Here is a 12,362-nt window from a genome sequence, read left to right as displayed (position 1 = left end):
TCTTTTTTTATGCCGGTTTTTCAGCTGATAAATCTGCAAGCACATGTTCACATTCGGAGAGGAGATTGTCAAAAATCACGTCCCACGACTGGGTAAGGGCATAGCTTCTCGCATCGTATGACATCCGTTTTTTTAACGGCACGTTGGAGAGGACGCGCAATATATTTTCGGTGAATGCATCCGGATTTCCAGGTTCGGAAAGTAGACCGTTTCTTCCATTTTGTATAAAGTCTTTCAGGCCGCCGGAATCTGCCCCGATAACAGGCGTCCCGCAGGCGAGCGCTTCAAGCGCGGAATTTCCGAAGGTTTCCGTCGGAGAAGGAAAGACGAAGAAATCTGAGCTCGCATAAATGCTTGCCAGCTCTTCTCCTTTGACATAGCCGGCAAAAGTCATGTTGAGAGGAGCTTGCTTCTCAAGCTCTTTTTTTAATGGACCGTCTCCGGCGATCAGCCAGTGGATGTCATCTTTCAAAGCGGGGTGATTTGCGATCTTGAGCAGCGTCTCCAAGTCTTTTTCAGGTGCAAGCCTTCCGACATAGCTGAGGATATAGGTTTCCTTTATGCCGTATCGCTTGCGGATGTGTTCGGTTTGATACGCCGGACTGAACAGCGAGCAGTCCACGCCGCGCTTCCAGATGGAGAGGTTCCTGAATTGTTTGGCTTTGAGCTGCATAAACGTTTCGCGCGAAGGGACGAAAACTTTTCGAAAATCTTTATGAAACCAGTGCATATATTTCCATAATAGTTTGGAAAACATTTGAAGATCATAATATGAAAGGTACTGGTCAAAATCGGTATGGTAAGAGCCTACGATGGGGATGTTCCATTTCTTCGCAAGCTTGAGCCCCGCCAGGCCGATATTAAAAGGAGTCGCAATGTGAATGAGATCGGGGTGGAATTCGCGGAGTTCTGATTTCATTTTGATGAGATTAGGAAGAGCGATTCTGCACTCGGGGTATAAGAAGAACGGCATGCTCGTAAACCGGCTGATGCGGCTCGAAAATTGTGTTTCATGCGTGCTTTCCGGCGCAAATACTTTATAGGGTATCCCGTTTTTTTCAAGATAATCCGTATACCTTTTCAGCGTTCTGGCGCAGCCGTTCACATCCGGTGTAAAAGTGTCCGTAAATATCGCAATTTTCATCGTGTCCCCTCCTGTTGGTGATGTGAAAATCAGTGACGCTTTGGAAGAAACGGCCGGCTTAGAAGACCATCGCCGACAAAGTTCCGACTGAAATCCCGAGGGCCGTGCCTGCCAGAAAATCCGAAGGATAATGAAGACCGAGATAAATTCTGGAGAGTCCCACACTGATGCCTACCGGAATTAATAAAAGCGCGAGTATCGGAAAGAATATCATTAGCGGTGTAATGACGGAAAATGCCGCGGTCGTATGGCCGGATGGAAAAGAATGATCCTTGAGCGGATTTTGCAAAACCTGTGTTTCCTTTAGCGTTAAATACGGCCGCTTTCTCGGATACAGCTTTTTGATCAGCATGACTTGAAGGTGGCTGACCAAAAGCGCAAGGGCGCTGGCGATCCCCGCTGTACGAACACTTCCGGATCCGAACAGCAAGAGAGCCAGGCAGGCGGAAATCGTGCAGAAAGCCCCTCCCAAATGTGTTGAGGAACGAAAGTAACGGTTTAGTGTTTTTTGATGAAATAAGCTGTTCATACCGAGGAAAATCCGGCATTCAAAGTTGTAGATGCCGACCATCAGTTTATTCAAAAGTCATAACCCCCTTTACATGAATGGCTGCTTCATGTTTATTGTAAAAAATGAATGTTTAGCAAATGATAAGTATTTGTAAAGATTTCGGAAAAGAAAAAAGCCGCAGACGCGTGCGGCCGAAAAGGTTTTTGCTTAAATTATCGGTGGAAAAATGGTAAAGTTGTAGCAAAGCTAATCTTTTTTTTGCAAGGATTTGTAGTATTGTCCTTTTTCAATATATTCTTTGCGAATTCTTTCCATTTCCTGTTTATCTTTGTCGGTTAACGGGCGGATGACTTTAGCGGGCCTGCCGAAGGCGAGGTGCCCGGCCGGGATCTTTTTGCCAGGCGGGACAAGACTGCCTGCCCCGATAAAAGCGCCTTCCCCGACTTCCGCTTCATCAAGAAGAACCGACCCCATTCCGATAAGGGCATGCTTTCGTATCACGGAGCTGTGCAGTGTAACCTGATGGCCTACCGTCACACCGTCTTCAATCACGAGAGGGCGCTCAGGGCTTTGGTGCAGGCAGGAAAGGTCTTGAATGTTCACGCCTTTTCCGATCCTGACCGGGGCGACATCGCCGCGGATAACCGAAGAGAACCAGATGCTTGATTGCTCTCCGATTGTTACATCTCCGGTGATGACCGCGTTGTCGGCGATAAACGCCGTTTCATGAATAACGGGTTCCGTTTTTTTATAAGGGTAGATCATAGGTTTCATCCTTTCATTTATAAAATTGTGTGAGGTGGTCAGCATGTGGTGCATCGAAGCGGAAAGACCTGTTGCTTCAATCGTCATCATTCACGGTGCATGTGAGCATCACGGGCGGTATAAATGGCTGTCCGAAATGTGGCGTTCATCCGGGTTTAATGTCGTGATGGGGGATTTGCCCGGACAGGGAACTTCGACAAGAGAAAGAGGACATATACGCTCGTTTCAAGAATATATTGATGAAGTAGACAAATGGGTCGCCAGGGCGAAAGCATTTGAACTGCCTGTATTTATGCTCGGGCACAGCATGGGCGGCCTGATCGCGATCGAGTGGTTTAAGCAGCAGCAAAGCGGCATTGCCGGTCTCATTTTATCATCCCCTTGTCTCGGGCTGCAATTAAAGCCGAACAAATTTTTGGACTGGCTTTCCAAAGGGCTCAACGTTTTGGCTCCGTCCATGCGGTTTGAATCCGGGATCACGCCTGATAAAGCGACGAGAAACAAAGAAGTCATCGAAATGGACATCAACGATTCATTATATATCACAAAAGTTTCTGTCAGATGGTATCAAGAAATGTTAAAAGCGTTGAAAAGCGCGATGGAGCCGACGGACGCCTTTCTCAACATCCCGCTCTTTGTCATGCAGGCGGGCACAGACTGGCTTGTTGACAAAAAAATGGTCGTCAAGTGGTTTAACGAGCTTGCTTCTTACAATAAGACGTACAGGGAATGGGAGGGCTTATACCACGAAATTTTTAATGAGCCTGAGCGGGAAGACGTTTTTAAAGCGGCCAGAGCGTTTGCGGAACAGTATATGACATAATGGAGGTGCATTCTTTGGCAGTACCGGAGCATCCTTTTGGATTAATGGCTAAAGTATACAGAGAGGTTTTTCCTCTTGTTCATCAGGAATTGGACAAGTGGAAACGAAAAGCTGAAACGATTCAAAATCCCGAGCTGAAAACGCAGGCGAAAGCCAGCATCAGGGATAAAACCTTTCACTGTGAAGGCGGCGGCATTATGGCCCTCCTTTCAGGCGACAAAATCGACAAGTCGATCCGGTTTATTACGGCGTATCAGACGATAAGTGACTATCTCGACAATCTATGCGACCGGAGCACCTCGCTTGACCCGGATGATTTTTCCATGCTTCATCAGTCGATGAAAGACGCGCTGACCGTCGGGGCTGAATTAAAGAACTATTACCAGTTCAGGGAAGACCAGGATGATCAGGGCTATTTGCACGACTTGGTGAAAACGTGCCAAGGCGTGCTTGCGGAAATTGAGAACTATGATCTGATCAAGCAGCATCTGCTTGAGCTTTGCAGCTACTATTGCGATCTGCAAGTTCATAAACACGTCGTGGAGCATGAGCGCGTTCCCCGGCTCGAAGCTTGGTTTGAGAAATATAAATCGGCCTTGCCGAAAATGGAATGGTACGAGTTTTCAGCCTGTGCGGGTTCAACGCTCGGCATCTTCTGCCTCGTATCGTATTCCGTCCGTCCCGATTTTACTGAATCGATGGCCGGAAAGATCCGCGACAGCTATTTTCCGTACATACAGGGACTGCATATCCTGCTCGATTATTTAATTGACCAGGAGGAAGACTTAATTGGCGGAGATTTGAATTTCTGCACGTATTACCCATCGCATTCAGATATGATGGATAGGCTCGAATATTTCATCGAAATGGCGGATGAACATCTGCGCGGGATTCCGCACGAAAACTTTCACCGTTTGATCAACAGAGGTCTTCTGGGGGTTTATTTATCAGACGATAAGGTCGCGGGTCAAAAGGAAATCGGCCGGCTGGCGAAGCGCCTCATTAAAGCGAGCGGAAAAACTTCCTACTTCTTCTATATCAACGGCAGGGCATACCGCAAAATTCAAAAAATGCCGTGGATGAAAAGCTCGTAAAGAAAAGCTCAAACCGTTCATCGGCTTGAGCTTTTGCCGTTTACAAGCTTTCCGTCCGGTATTGTTTTTCAAGTACAAAACGCTTATTATACCGGAAGCTTTTTTCCCATTTTGAAACAACGATGCAGGCGACAGCATGACCCGGCACGTTCACGCCTGTTCGCGCCATGTCCATCACGCGGTCCACTCCCGCGATAATCGCGACTCCTTCAGCGGGAAGGCCGACTGCGTTGGCGGTAGCCAGAAGGACGACGAGCGAACCAGATGGCACGGCGGCGATCCCTTTGCTTGTCATCACTAGCACGAGCATCATGAGCAATTGCTGTGAAATGCTCATGTCTATATTGAAAGCCTGCGCCAAAAAGATACAGGCGACCGATAAATATAGGCTGGAGCCGTCACAATTTAGAGATAAGCCTGAAGGAACCACAAAGGAAACGACCCGTTTTGGGCAGCCGTATTTCTCCATGCGGTCCATCAGCTGCGGCAAGACTGTTTCTGTGCTCGTCGTGGAGAACGCGATCAGAAACAAATCCCAAATCATTTTCAGGACTTCGAAGTATTTAATTTTAAAAATAAGACCGACGATCGGAAATAAAACAAAAAGAACGAGAAACAGTCCGAGAAAAACAGTGCTGACTAATTTTAACATAGGAAGCAGGAGCTCGATGCCGTATTGCCCGACGGATGCGGCCATAAGAGCAAGCACGCCGATAGGGGCTGTGACCATCACCATCTGCGTCAGCTTGAACATGATATTGGCAACAGACTCAAAAAATTTCATGACAGGTTCTGAGGCTTTGCCGATCCCGGCAGCTGCAACGCCGAACAATATCGCAAAGAAGATCACGGCGAGCAAATCATTTCTGGCCATGACGTCAACGATGTTGGTAGGAATGATATCGAGGATCATTTGTTTAATATCGACCACTTTTTCCGTGTAGCCCGAGAGTTCGTCGATATCCTTTTTGGCCAAATGGGAAAGGTCAAGGCCGACGCCGGGCTTTAACACATTAGCCAAAAGCAGCCCGAGTCCTAGCACGAACGTCGTAATCACTTCAAACCAAATAATCGTCTTGATGCCGAGGCTGCCCATTTTTTTCATGCTCCCGCTTCCGGCCGCTCCGATGACAATTGTAGAAAAAACGATTGGAACGACGATCATTTTGATCAAGCGGATAAATCCGTCTCCGACGGGGCGCAGCGCCATTCCGAAATCAGGGAAAAAGTGTCCGATCACTGCTCCAATGGCGAGTGCGATCAAAATTTGATAAGCGATAAATTTTTTCAAAGCGAAATCCCTCCGTATTTTACATGAGTTTTCAATAATTTCGTGACAAAGAGTGAAACACCTTTTCTTTTTAGAAAATTGCGAAAAATTTCTTATATTTTATTTTGATATCGCTTACATTATGTTTGGATAAAAAAATCCTCCTAATGGAGGATCTTCAAGATATCATTTTTGGGCCGCTATTTTCTTTTCGATCGCAATGATAAAAGGCGGATCGTTTCGCTGGTTTAAATATTGGTAACAGAGGACGCGGGCGGTATCCTGGTCGAGCGATGTGCAAAATTCGAGCAGGGCATCCTTTTCCCGCTTTCCTTCGGGATGGCCATGGTAGACGACCAGAACGATCAGCCCCTCATTTTTCAGGATTTTGAGAAGCTGCTTGATGCTGGCGATGGTTGAATCGCTTTTTGTCGTCACCGATTTGTCGCCTCCCGGAAGATACCCGAGGTTAAACACGGCTGCTGCCACCTTGCCTGCGACGTCGTCAGGAAGCGAAGTGATGAGCTCATCATGGCTTTTTTGAATCAATGTCACCCGGTCTTTGTACTCGTTTCCAAGTCTTGCGGCAGTATTCATAAGAGCTGTTTCTTGAATATCAAAGGCATAGACATGCCCGCTTTCACCGACAAGTTCTGCTAAAAAATACGTATCATGTCCGTTCCCCATTGTCGCATCAATGACGATGTCTCCTTCGCCTGCGGCTGTTTTCAGCAGTTCTTTCGCATACGGGAGGATCTTCTTGAGCTTCATGTGGCCATGCCTTCTTTCTCTTTGTTGAACCATTTCCCCTGATAGCTGCCGCGCCTTTCCAGTTCTCCATTGATGGCGTTTAAGACTTCCCATTTATTGACGCTCCACATCGGTCCGACCATCAATTCGATCGGTCCGTCACCCGTAATCCGGTGAATGATCATTTCCGGCGGAAGAATTTCAAGTTGATCGCAAACAAGCTGGACATAATCATCTTGAGAAAGGAATGTTAATTTGCCTTTTTCATACTGCTTCACCATTGGCGTTCCCTTTAACAGGTGGAGCAGATGGATTTTAATCCCCTGCACATCCAAGTCGGCGACCGCTTTTGCGGTTTCCATCATCATGCCGCGGTCTTCGAGAGGCAGCCCGTTAATGATGTGGGAGCAGACGCGGATGCCGTGCTTCCTCAGTTTGTTCACGCCTTCCACATAGCAGTCGAAATCATGGGCGCGGTTGATCAAATCAGCCGTCCGTTCATGAACGGTCTGAAGGCCGAGTTCCACCCAGAGGTATGTGCGTTCATTAAGCTCTGCAAGATATTCGACAACATCGTCAGGAAGACAGTCCGGCCGGGTTGCGATAGAAAGGCCGACTACGCCGTCGAGGCCGAGGACCGTTTCGTATTTTTCGCGAAGAACGCTGACAGGAGCGTGCGTGTTCGTAAATGCTTGAAAGTACGCCATGTATTTGCCGTCTTTCCATTTTTCATGCATTCTGTCGCGCACTTCATTAAATTGGGTCAGCAGATCGTCGGCTCGGTTTCCCGCAAAGTCTCCGCTCCCTGCGGCGCTGCAAAATGTGCATCCGCCGTGTGCGACCGTGCCGTCGCGGTTCGGGCAGTCAAAGCCTCCGTCAAGGGCGACTTTAAACACTTTATGACCGAAATGATTTCTTAAATGATAATTCCATGTATGATAACGTTTTTCACTGTTCGTATATGGAAAAGGGTTGTTCTGATGCAAACAAAAGGACCTCCTTTTAGTATCACGGCATCCTAAAATTGTAGCAAATAAACATGATAAGAACAAACCGATTCCCAATTATTTTCTTCAATGATCAGGGCTGTGATGGTCAAACTAATCACGATGGATTTTTCCATTAAGGAGGGGTTTTCTTTGGCTACAAGACAATCCGTCGGAGAGCACATCCAAAGAAGCGAAGATGCTTATGATTATGCTTTATCTCAATTTGAAACTGCAAGCAGGCAGGAGCATTACAATGAGACAGAGTACAGCGATGCGCAGCTGATGCTTGAAAACGCGGTCAACGAATTAAACAAGCTTTCGCTGTTTGCCAATGAGCAGCAAAGGGAGGAAATTCACCGCAAAAGGCTTCAGCTGCAAACCCTTCAAAACAATATGATTCTGCAGAGATCGTATGAAAGATGAACCCTTTTTGAAAGGGTTCATTTTTTTGAAAAAAGCGATTGACAAAAGAGGACGATGTATTTAATGTATTAGGTGTACTATATCGAGTAATACAATTAACACACACATGTAAAGGAGCAATACTCATGAGTGATAAACATAAGAAAGTAACGCCAATGGTTGTCGTGGCGTTTATCATTGCCTGTTCGTTCTTGTTTGTACTTGCGAAGCTGGGCTTTATAATTCAAGAAAATTTGGGATACGTGTTTTTTTAAAAGTGAATGACCTGAGATTGAACGAGAAAGAAGGGAGATAGATGATTCAAATCGATCCGAGAAGCTCAACTCCGATCTATGAGCAGATCATCCAGCAGATGAAAGAGCTTTGCTTAAAAGGGATAATCAAGCCTGGAGATAAACTTCCTTCTGTCAGAGAGCTTGCAACTATTATCATTGCGAACCCGAACACTGTCAGCAAAGCCTATAAAGAACTTGAACGGGAAGGAATTATTGAAACGTTGAGGGGAAGAGGAACGTATATTTCTGAAAACGCGAAAGTTACGCTTGATGAAGGGAAGATTGCGATGATTAAAGAGCAGTTAAAGCAGCTGATCATCGATGCGCATTACGCTGGGATCGACACTAAAAAGCTGCAGCAGTGGATGGCGGAAATCGACGAAGAAGTGAGAGGAGGCGAAGTGAATGATTGAGCTCAAATCTGTGTCAAAAACGATTGAGGGAAAACAAATACTCAAAAACATCTCCTTTAAGCTGGAGGAAGGAGAAATTTTCGGGCTGCTCGGAAGAAACGGCTCAGGGAAAACGACGCTTCTCCGCCTGATTCAGCAAATCCTGCTGCCTGATGAGGGAGACATCTACTTCGGCAGCGTCAAGGTGAAGGACCATCCGCTCGTCAAGCGCAACATCGTCTATATGCCCGTTCAAAACACATATTTCGAAAAATACAATTACAAACAGCTCGTCAATATTTTACGTAACATTTATCCTGACTTTGATGTTACATACGCAAATGAATTAATGAACCGTTACGATATTCCCGAAACAAAAAAGTACAGGGAATTGTCTACAGGATTGAAAAAGCAAATGTCGCTGATCTTGTCGTTTGCGATCCGGCCGGCGGTCATCCTGCTTGATGAGCCGACAGACGGCATTGATGCCGTCACAAGACAAGACGTTCTCCAGCTGATGGTCGATGAAGTGGCTGAAAACAACACGACGATTCTCATCACATCCCACAGGCTTGAGGATATTGAAAGAATGTGCAACCGAATCGGTTTTCTCGAAGACAATACATTGTCGAACATTATGGATCTTGACGAGCTGAAAGGCGATTTTATTAAAATCCAAATGGCATTTGAAGAAGATGTCAATTTGAAAATCAGAGAAAGGGAAATCCCTGTTTTGGATCACACCGGCGTCTTTTATACGGTGTTGATTCCGAAAGAAGATGATGTGAGCAAACAATTTCTTAAAAGTTTGTCTCCGAAAGTTTGGAACGAGCTTCCGGTCAGTCTTGAGGAAGTATTCATCGCGAAGTATGGAGGTAAGCGAAGATGGTAGACCGCGGACTTTTATATAAAGAGTGGAAACAGCATTTCTGGATTTTTTTAGTTGTGTTTGCAGCGGTGATGCTGAGTGAACCGCTTACGCTTTTGAATGATTATTTCCAGTACCAAGGATGCCTTGCAGAACTGAAAAAATTTCCCGATATGGAGTGCGTTTTATATAAAGATTATGAGATAGGCGGGGCTATGAGAATGTTCTGGGTTGGAGGAGTCGCGCTTGCACTCAGCCAGATCGGGTTTGAACGTAGCAGAGGAACGCTTGATTTCACACTCGGCCTCCCTTATAGGCGCGGCATCATTTTCAATACGAAATATGTCTTCGGCCTTTCAATTCTTTTAACAGCTCAGCTATTATCTTACTTATTATCTTACGCTTTGATTATTTTGTATAAGGTTGATGTCATTCATTTTCATGAGTATTTTATCGGGTCGGTCATTTTCTGCTTTATGGTCTACTCGCTTGTCATGGCGGCGGGCGCGATGACCGGCAATCCGCTGGCCCAGCTGGTCGTTGCATTTTCAACGTCGATCCTGCCGTATTTGCTGATCGGGCTTCCGTTGGCCAACCTTCGAATCATCCGGAGTTTCTTTGGAGGTCACTCTGCTTTCTTTTATGGTGAAACAGAACTATTGGATTATATAACGCCGATCATGTACCTCAACCATTTCGGCATTCAATACGGCAGCCTGGCCTTTACGCTTATTCCGCTCGCCATGGGGATTTTGTTTTATATGATCGGCTACTTCTGCTTTATCAGACAGCAGATTGAACGGAACGGACATTTTTTCCTTTGGGGAAAAATGGACCGGCCGATCCAAATTCTCGTGATTTTATTCGGCATCGGGGGATTCGGGACAGCCTCTGGCTCAAGCCTGTCCAGCTATATCTTCGGTATGTTGATCGGTTCGGCAGTCGGGTTTTTAATCAGTTACTTCTTGATTTTTAAAAAAATAAAACAGCTGTAACCCATAATGGAGAGGAGATTTACAAATGATCAGTGTAGAGCATATTCACCACTCGTTTAAAGTCGGCAAAAAGGGGAGGGAAAATGAAATTAAAGTGTTAAAGGATGTCTCGCTTACCGTCGAAAAAGGCGAAATCGCCTGCATTGTCGGACGGAGCGGTTCCGGAAAATCGACGCTGTTGAACTTGATTTCCGGCTATATCGCCCCGACAGAAGGTAAGATCGTCATTGACGGCACGGATGTCACGAATTACGGCGAAAAAGAATGGGCGGCATTCAGGCTTGAACATTTCGGCTTCATCTTTCAAAGTTTTCAGCTGATTCCGAGCCTGACGACTTTCGAAAATATCGAGCTGCCTCTGACTTTAAAAGGTGTTCATCCGTCTGAGCGGAAGCAACGCGTCAATGAGATGCTTCACCGCGTCGGCCTTGAAAACCACGCCGGCCACTATCCGAATGAGCTTTCAGGCGGACAGCAGCAGCGCGTCAGCATCGCCCGCGCTTTGATTTTGAATCCGTCAATCATTTTAGCCGATGAACCGACCGGAAGCCTCGATTCCGAAACAGAGCAGGAAATCCTGGAATTCATTCGGCAGCTGAACAGGGAGCGCGGCATTACATTTGTGATCATCACGCACGATGACGAAGTGGCATCGATCGCCAATACGAAATTTCATCTATCTGACGGCGTGTTAGAGAAAGGGGAAGAGACTGTTGAAGTTTAAGGATCAGTTGAAGTTCATTAGAAGAAATATGAAGAAAAACCGCCTGCGTGTATTCATGACCATTCTCGCAACAACGGTGGCCTGCGCGTTTTTAATCGTGCTCGCATCCGTCGGATTCGGCCTGCAAAAATCGATGACTGAACAGCTGATGAAAGAGCAGATCGTGACTGAGATAAATGTTGTCGGAAAAGAAGGGCAAAGCGATCAGAAAGTTCAAAAGAAAGACTTGAAAGAGTTTGAAAATCGCAAAGATGTGTCCGCGATTATCGAGCGCACGAAGGTTTTCGCACCTGCTGAAGCAAAGTTGGGCAACAGGACAAACAATCAAATTCAGTATGTCTCAATTACCGACATGGCCGCCGAGCAAAAAGCCAATATCAAACTCGATCGCGGCCGCGTAGCGAAAACACCGAATGAAATCGTCGTCGGCTACCATTTCGGAAAGAATCTCTGGACGAAAAAAGAAGCCCAAGATTATGAAAAGCAGATGGAAAATAATGCTGAGGAAGTAAAAGAACCAAAAGGATACGCAGAAGATATTCTCGGCAAAACAATTGAATTAAAGATCTCAAAAATGGATGAAAAAACAGGAGAAGAAGGGAAAGCGAAAACATATGATCTGAAAGTTGTCGGAGTGACGAAAAAACCTTCTTATGAATGGGCAAGCGATTCAACAGTCTATGTCAGCAACGACATGCAAAAAGACATCACCGGTTTTCTGAAGGCGGACAAAGACAACGGCACGATCGAAAAAACGCTCTCGGTTTACGCGGATAACTTTGAACATGTCGGACAGCTGACAACAGATTTGGAGGATAAAGGCTACTACGTCGATTCAATAACGAAAAAACTCGATAGCATCAATCTTTTTTTCATGGCTTTTAAAATCGGTCTGATCTTCGTCGGAGTCATTGCCGTCTTGATTTCAGCGATCGGCATTTTCAACACGATGACTATGGCGGTTACAGAGCGGACGCAGGAGATCGGCATTATGAAAGCGATCGGGGCAAGCCCGAACGTGATCCGGAAAATGTTCCTGTTGGAAAGCGCCTATATCGGTATCTTAGGATCTGTTTTAGGTATTATCATTTCATATGGCGTCAGCTTTTTAGTAAACATGATTATACCGGTGATTTTATCATCGGTTTCAGAAGGAGAAGCGAGTGCGGCAGAGCTCAGCATCACCTTCTCGTACATTCCGGTCAGTCTTGTCCTCATCGCGACCTTGATCAGTGCAGGTGTCGCCATTCTTTCCGGCTTGAATCCGGCCATTAAAGCGACAAGAACGAACGTGCTGACAGCATTAAGAAGAGAGCTGTAAAAAAAAGCCGGCGGTATG

The 12,362-nt window shown here is 46.1% G+C and carries 15 protein-coding genes; 9 read left to right on the top strand and 6 right to left on the bottom strand.

All coding sequences use genetic code 11. From position 1 onward, the window contains the following. Positions 1-7: 7 nt before the first annotated feature. The 3 genes from MHI30_RS16215 to MHI30_RS16205 form a co-directional block, all read right to left on the bottom strand. Positions 8-1,144 (bottom strand): glycosyltransferase family 1 protein, encoded by a 1,137-nt coding sequence (locus tag MHI30_RS16215; protein WP_075751872.1) that lies wholly within the window; start codon positions 1,142-1,144, stop codon positions 8-10. Positions 1,145-1,202: 58 nt separating this feature from the next. Beyond that, positions 1,203-1,727 carry a phosphatase PAP2 family protein gene (locus MHI30_RS16210; protein WP_075751873.1) on the bottom strand — a complete coding sequence of 175 codons (525 nt, stop codon included), beginning with the start codon at positions 1,725-1,727 and terminating at the stop codon, positions 1,203-1,205. A gap of 174 nt (positions 1,728-1,901) precedes the next feature. Next, positions 1,902-2,420, bottom strand: coding sequence for a gamma carbonic anhydrase family protein (locus tag MHI30_RS16205; RefSeq protein WP_075751874.1), 519 nt, complete (start codon positions 2,418-2,420; stop codon positions 1,902-1,904). A gap of 43 nt (positions 2,421-2,463) precedes the next feature. Between MHI30_RS16205 and MHI30_RS16200 the strand changes: the two genes are divergently transcribed. Beyond that, positions 2,464-3,243: an alpha/beta hydrolase gene (locus MHI30_RS16200; RefSeq protein ID WP_075751875.1), complete on the top strand. Its 780-nt coding sequence runs from the start codon at positions 2,464-2,466 to the stop codon at positions 3,241-3,243. A gap of 14 nt (positions 3,244-3,257) precedes the next feature. Beyond that, a complete protein-coding gene (locus MHI30_RS16195) occupies positions 3,258-4,337 on the top strand; it encodes a tetraprenyl-beta-curcumene synthase family protein (RefSeq protein ID WP_075751876.1) in 1,080 nt (359 codons plus the stop codon). A 40-nt stretch (positions 4,338-4,377) separates the two neighbouring features. Here MHI30_RS16195 and gltP read toward each other — a convergent pair whose 3' ends face one another. From gltP to MHI30_RS16180, 3 genes are all read right to left on the bottom strand, one after another. Next, a complete protein-coding gene (gltP, locus tag MHI30_RS16190) occupies positions 4,378-5,628 on the bottom strand; it encodes a glutamate-aspartate/proton symporter GltP (protein WP_075751877.1) in 1,251 nt (416 codons plus the stop codon). A gap of 165 nt (positions 5,629-5,793) precedes the next feature. After that, positions 5,794-6,378 carry a class I SAM-dependent methyltransferase gene (locus tag MHI30_RS16185; RefSeq protein WP_075751878.1) on the bottom strand — a complete coding sequence of 195 codons (585 nt, stop codon included), beginning with the start codon at positions 6,376-6,378 and terminating at the stop codon, positions 5,794-5,796. Further along, entirely contained in the window at positions 6,375-7,343 is a 969-nt protein-coding gene (locus MHI30_RS16180; protein ID WP_075751879.1) for a TIGR01212 family radical SAM protein, read from the bottom strand. The genes MHI30_RS16185 and MHI30_RS16180 overlap by 4 nt, the downstream gene beginning before the upstream one ends. A gap of 153 nt (positions 7,344-7,496) precedes the next feature. Between MHI30_RS16180 and MHI30_RS16175 the strand changes: the two genes are divergently transcribed. From MHI30_RS16175 to MHI30_RS16145, 7 genes are all read left to right on the top strand, one after another. Beyond that, positions 7,497-7,769 carry a YtzC family protein gene (locus MHI30_RS16175; protein WP_003184568.1) on the top strand — a complete coding sequence of 91 codons (273 nt, stop codon included), beginning with the start codon at positions 7,497-7,499 and terminating at the stop codon, positions 7,767-7,769. Between the two features lie 125 nt (positions 7,770-7,894). After that, the gene (locus MHI30_RS16170; RefSeq protein ID WP_256164402.1) at positions 7,895-8,023 is read left to right on the top strand and encodes a hypothetical protein; all 129 of its coding nucleotides are present in this window, start codon (positions 7,895-7,897) and stop codon (positions 8,021-8,023) included. 41 nt (positions 8,024-8,064) lie between these two features. Further along, positions 8,065-8,457, top strand: coding sequence for a GntR family transcriptional regulator (locus MHI30_RS16165; protein WP_075751880.1), 393 nt, complete (start codon positions 8,065-8,067; stop codon positions 8,455-8,457). Beyond that, positions 8,450-9,328, top strand: a complete 879-nt coding sequence (locus MHI30_RS16160; protein ID WP_075751881.1) for an ABC transporter ATP-binding protein — start codon at positions 8,450-8,452, stop codon at positions 9,326-9,328. The genes MHI30_RS16165 and MHI30_RS16160 overlap by 8 nt, the downstream gene beginning before the upstream one ends. Then, entirely contained in the window at positions 9,322-10,299 is a 978-nt protein-coding gene (locus tag MHI30_RS16155) for an ABC transporter permease (protein WP_020452659.1), read from the top strand. Before MHI30_RS16160 ends, MHI30_RS16155 begins: the two co-directional genes overlap by 7 nt. 25 nt (positions 10,300-10,324) lie before the next feature. Beyond that, positions 10,325-11,023, top strand: a complete 699-nt coding sequence (locus MHI30_RS16150) for an ABC transporter ATP-binding protein (RefSeq protein ID WP_075751882.1) — start codon at positions 10,325-10,327, stop codon at positions 11,021-11,023. Next, complete coding sequence (locus MHI30_RS16145) at positions 11,013-12,344, top strand: FtsX-like permease family protein (RefSeq protein WP_075751883.1); 1,332 nt, start codon at positions 11,013-11,015, stop codon at positions 12,342-12,344. The genes MHI30_RS16150 and MHI30_RS16145 overlap by 11 nt, the downstream gene beginning before the upstream one ends. Positions 12,345-12,362 lie beyond the last annotated feature (18 nt).

The sequence above is a fragment of the Bacillus sp. FSL L8-0528 genome, from assembly GCF_038593085.1.
Classification (GTDB): Bacteria; Bacillota; Bacilli; order Bacillales; family Bacillaceae; genus Bacillus; species Bacillus paralicheniformis.
Note: the sequence above shows the minus strand (reverse complement) of the source record. Positions and strands in the feature narration are given on the sequence as shown.

Coding starts and splice junctions, on each gene's coding strand:
- MHI30_RS16215 (WP_075751872.1), bottom strand. CDS start 1,144: ATGAAAATTGCGATATTTACGGACACTTTTACACCGGATGTGAACGGC.
- MHI30_RS16205 (WP_075751874.1), bottom strand. CDS start 2,420: ATGATCTACCCTTATAAAAAAACGGAACCCGTTATTCATGAAACGGCG.
- MHI30_RS16200 (WP_075751875.1), top strand. CDS start 2,464: ATGTGGTGCATCGAAGCGGAAAGACCTGTTGCTTCAATCGTCATCATT.
- MHI30_RS16185 (WP_075751878.1), bottom strand. CDS start 6,378: ATGAAGCTCAAGAAGATCCTCCCGTATGCGAAAGAACTGCTGAAAACA.
- MHI30_RS16170 (WP_256164402.1), top strand. CDS start 7,895: ATGAGTGATAAACATAAGAAAGTAACGCCAATGGTTGTCGTGGCGTTT.
- MHI30_RS16165 (WP_075751880.1), top strand. CDS start 8,065: ATGATTCAAATCGATCCGAGAAGCTCAACTCCGATCTATGAGCAGATC.
- MHI30_RS16160 (WP_075751881.1), top strand. CDS start 8,450: ATGATTGAGCTCAAATCTGTGTCAAAAACGATTGAGGGAAAACAAATA.
- MHI30_RS16155 (WP_020452659.1), top strand. CDS start 9,322: ATGGTAGACCGCGGACTTTTATATAAAGAGTGGAAACAGCATTTCTGG.
- MHI30_RS16150 (WP_075751882.1), top strand. CDS start 10,325: ATGATCAGTGTAGAGCATATTCACCACTCGTTTAAAGTCGGCAAAAAG.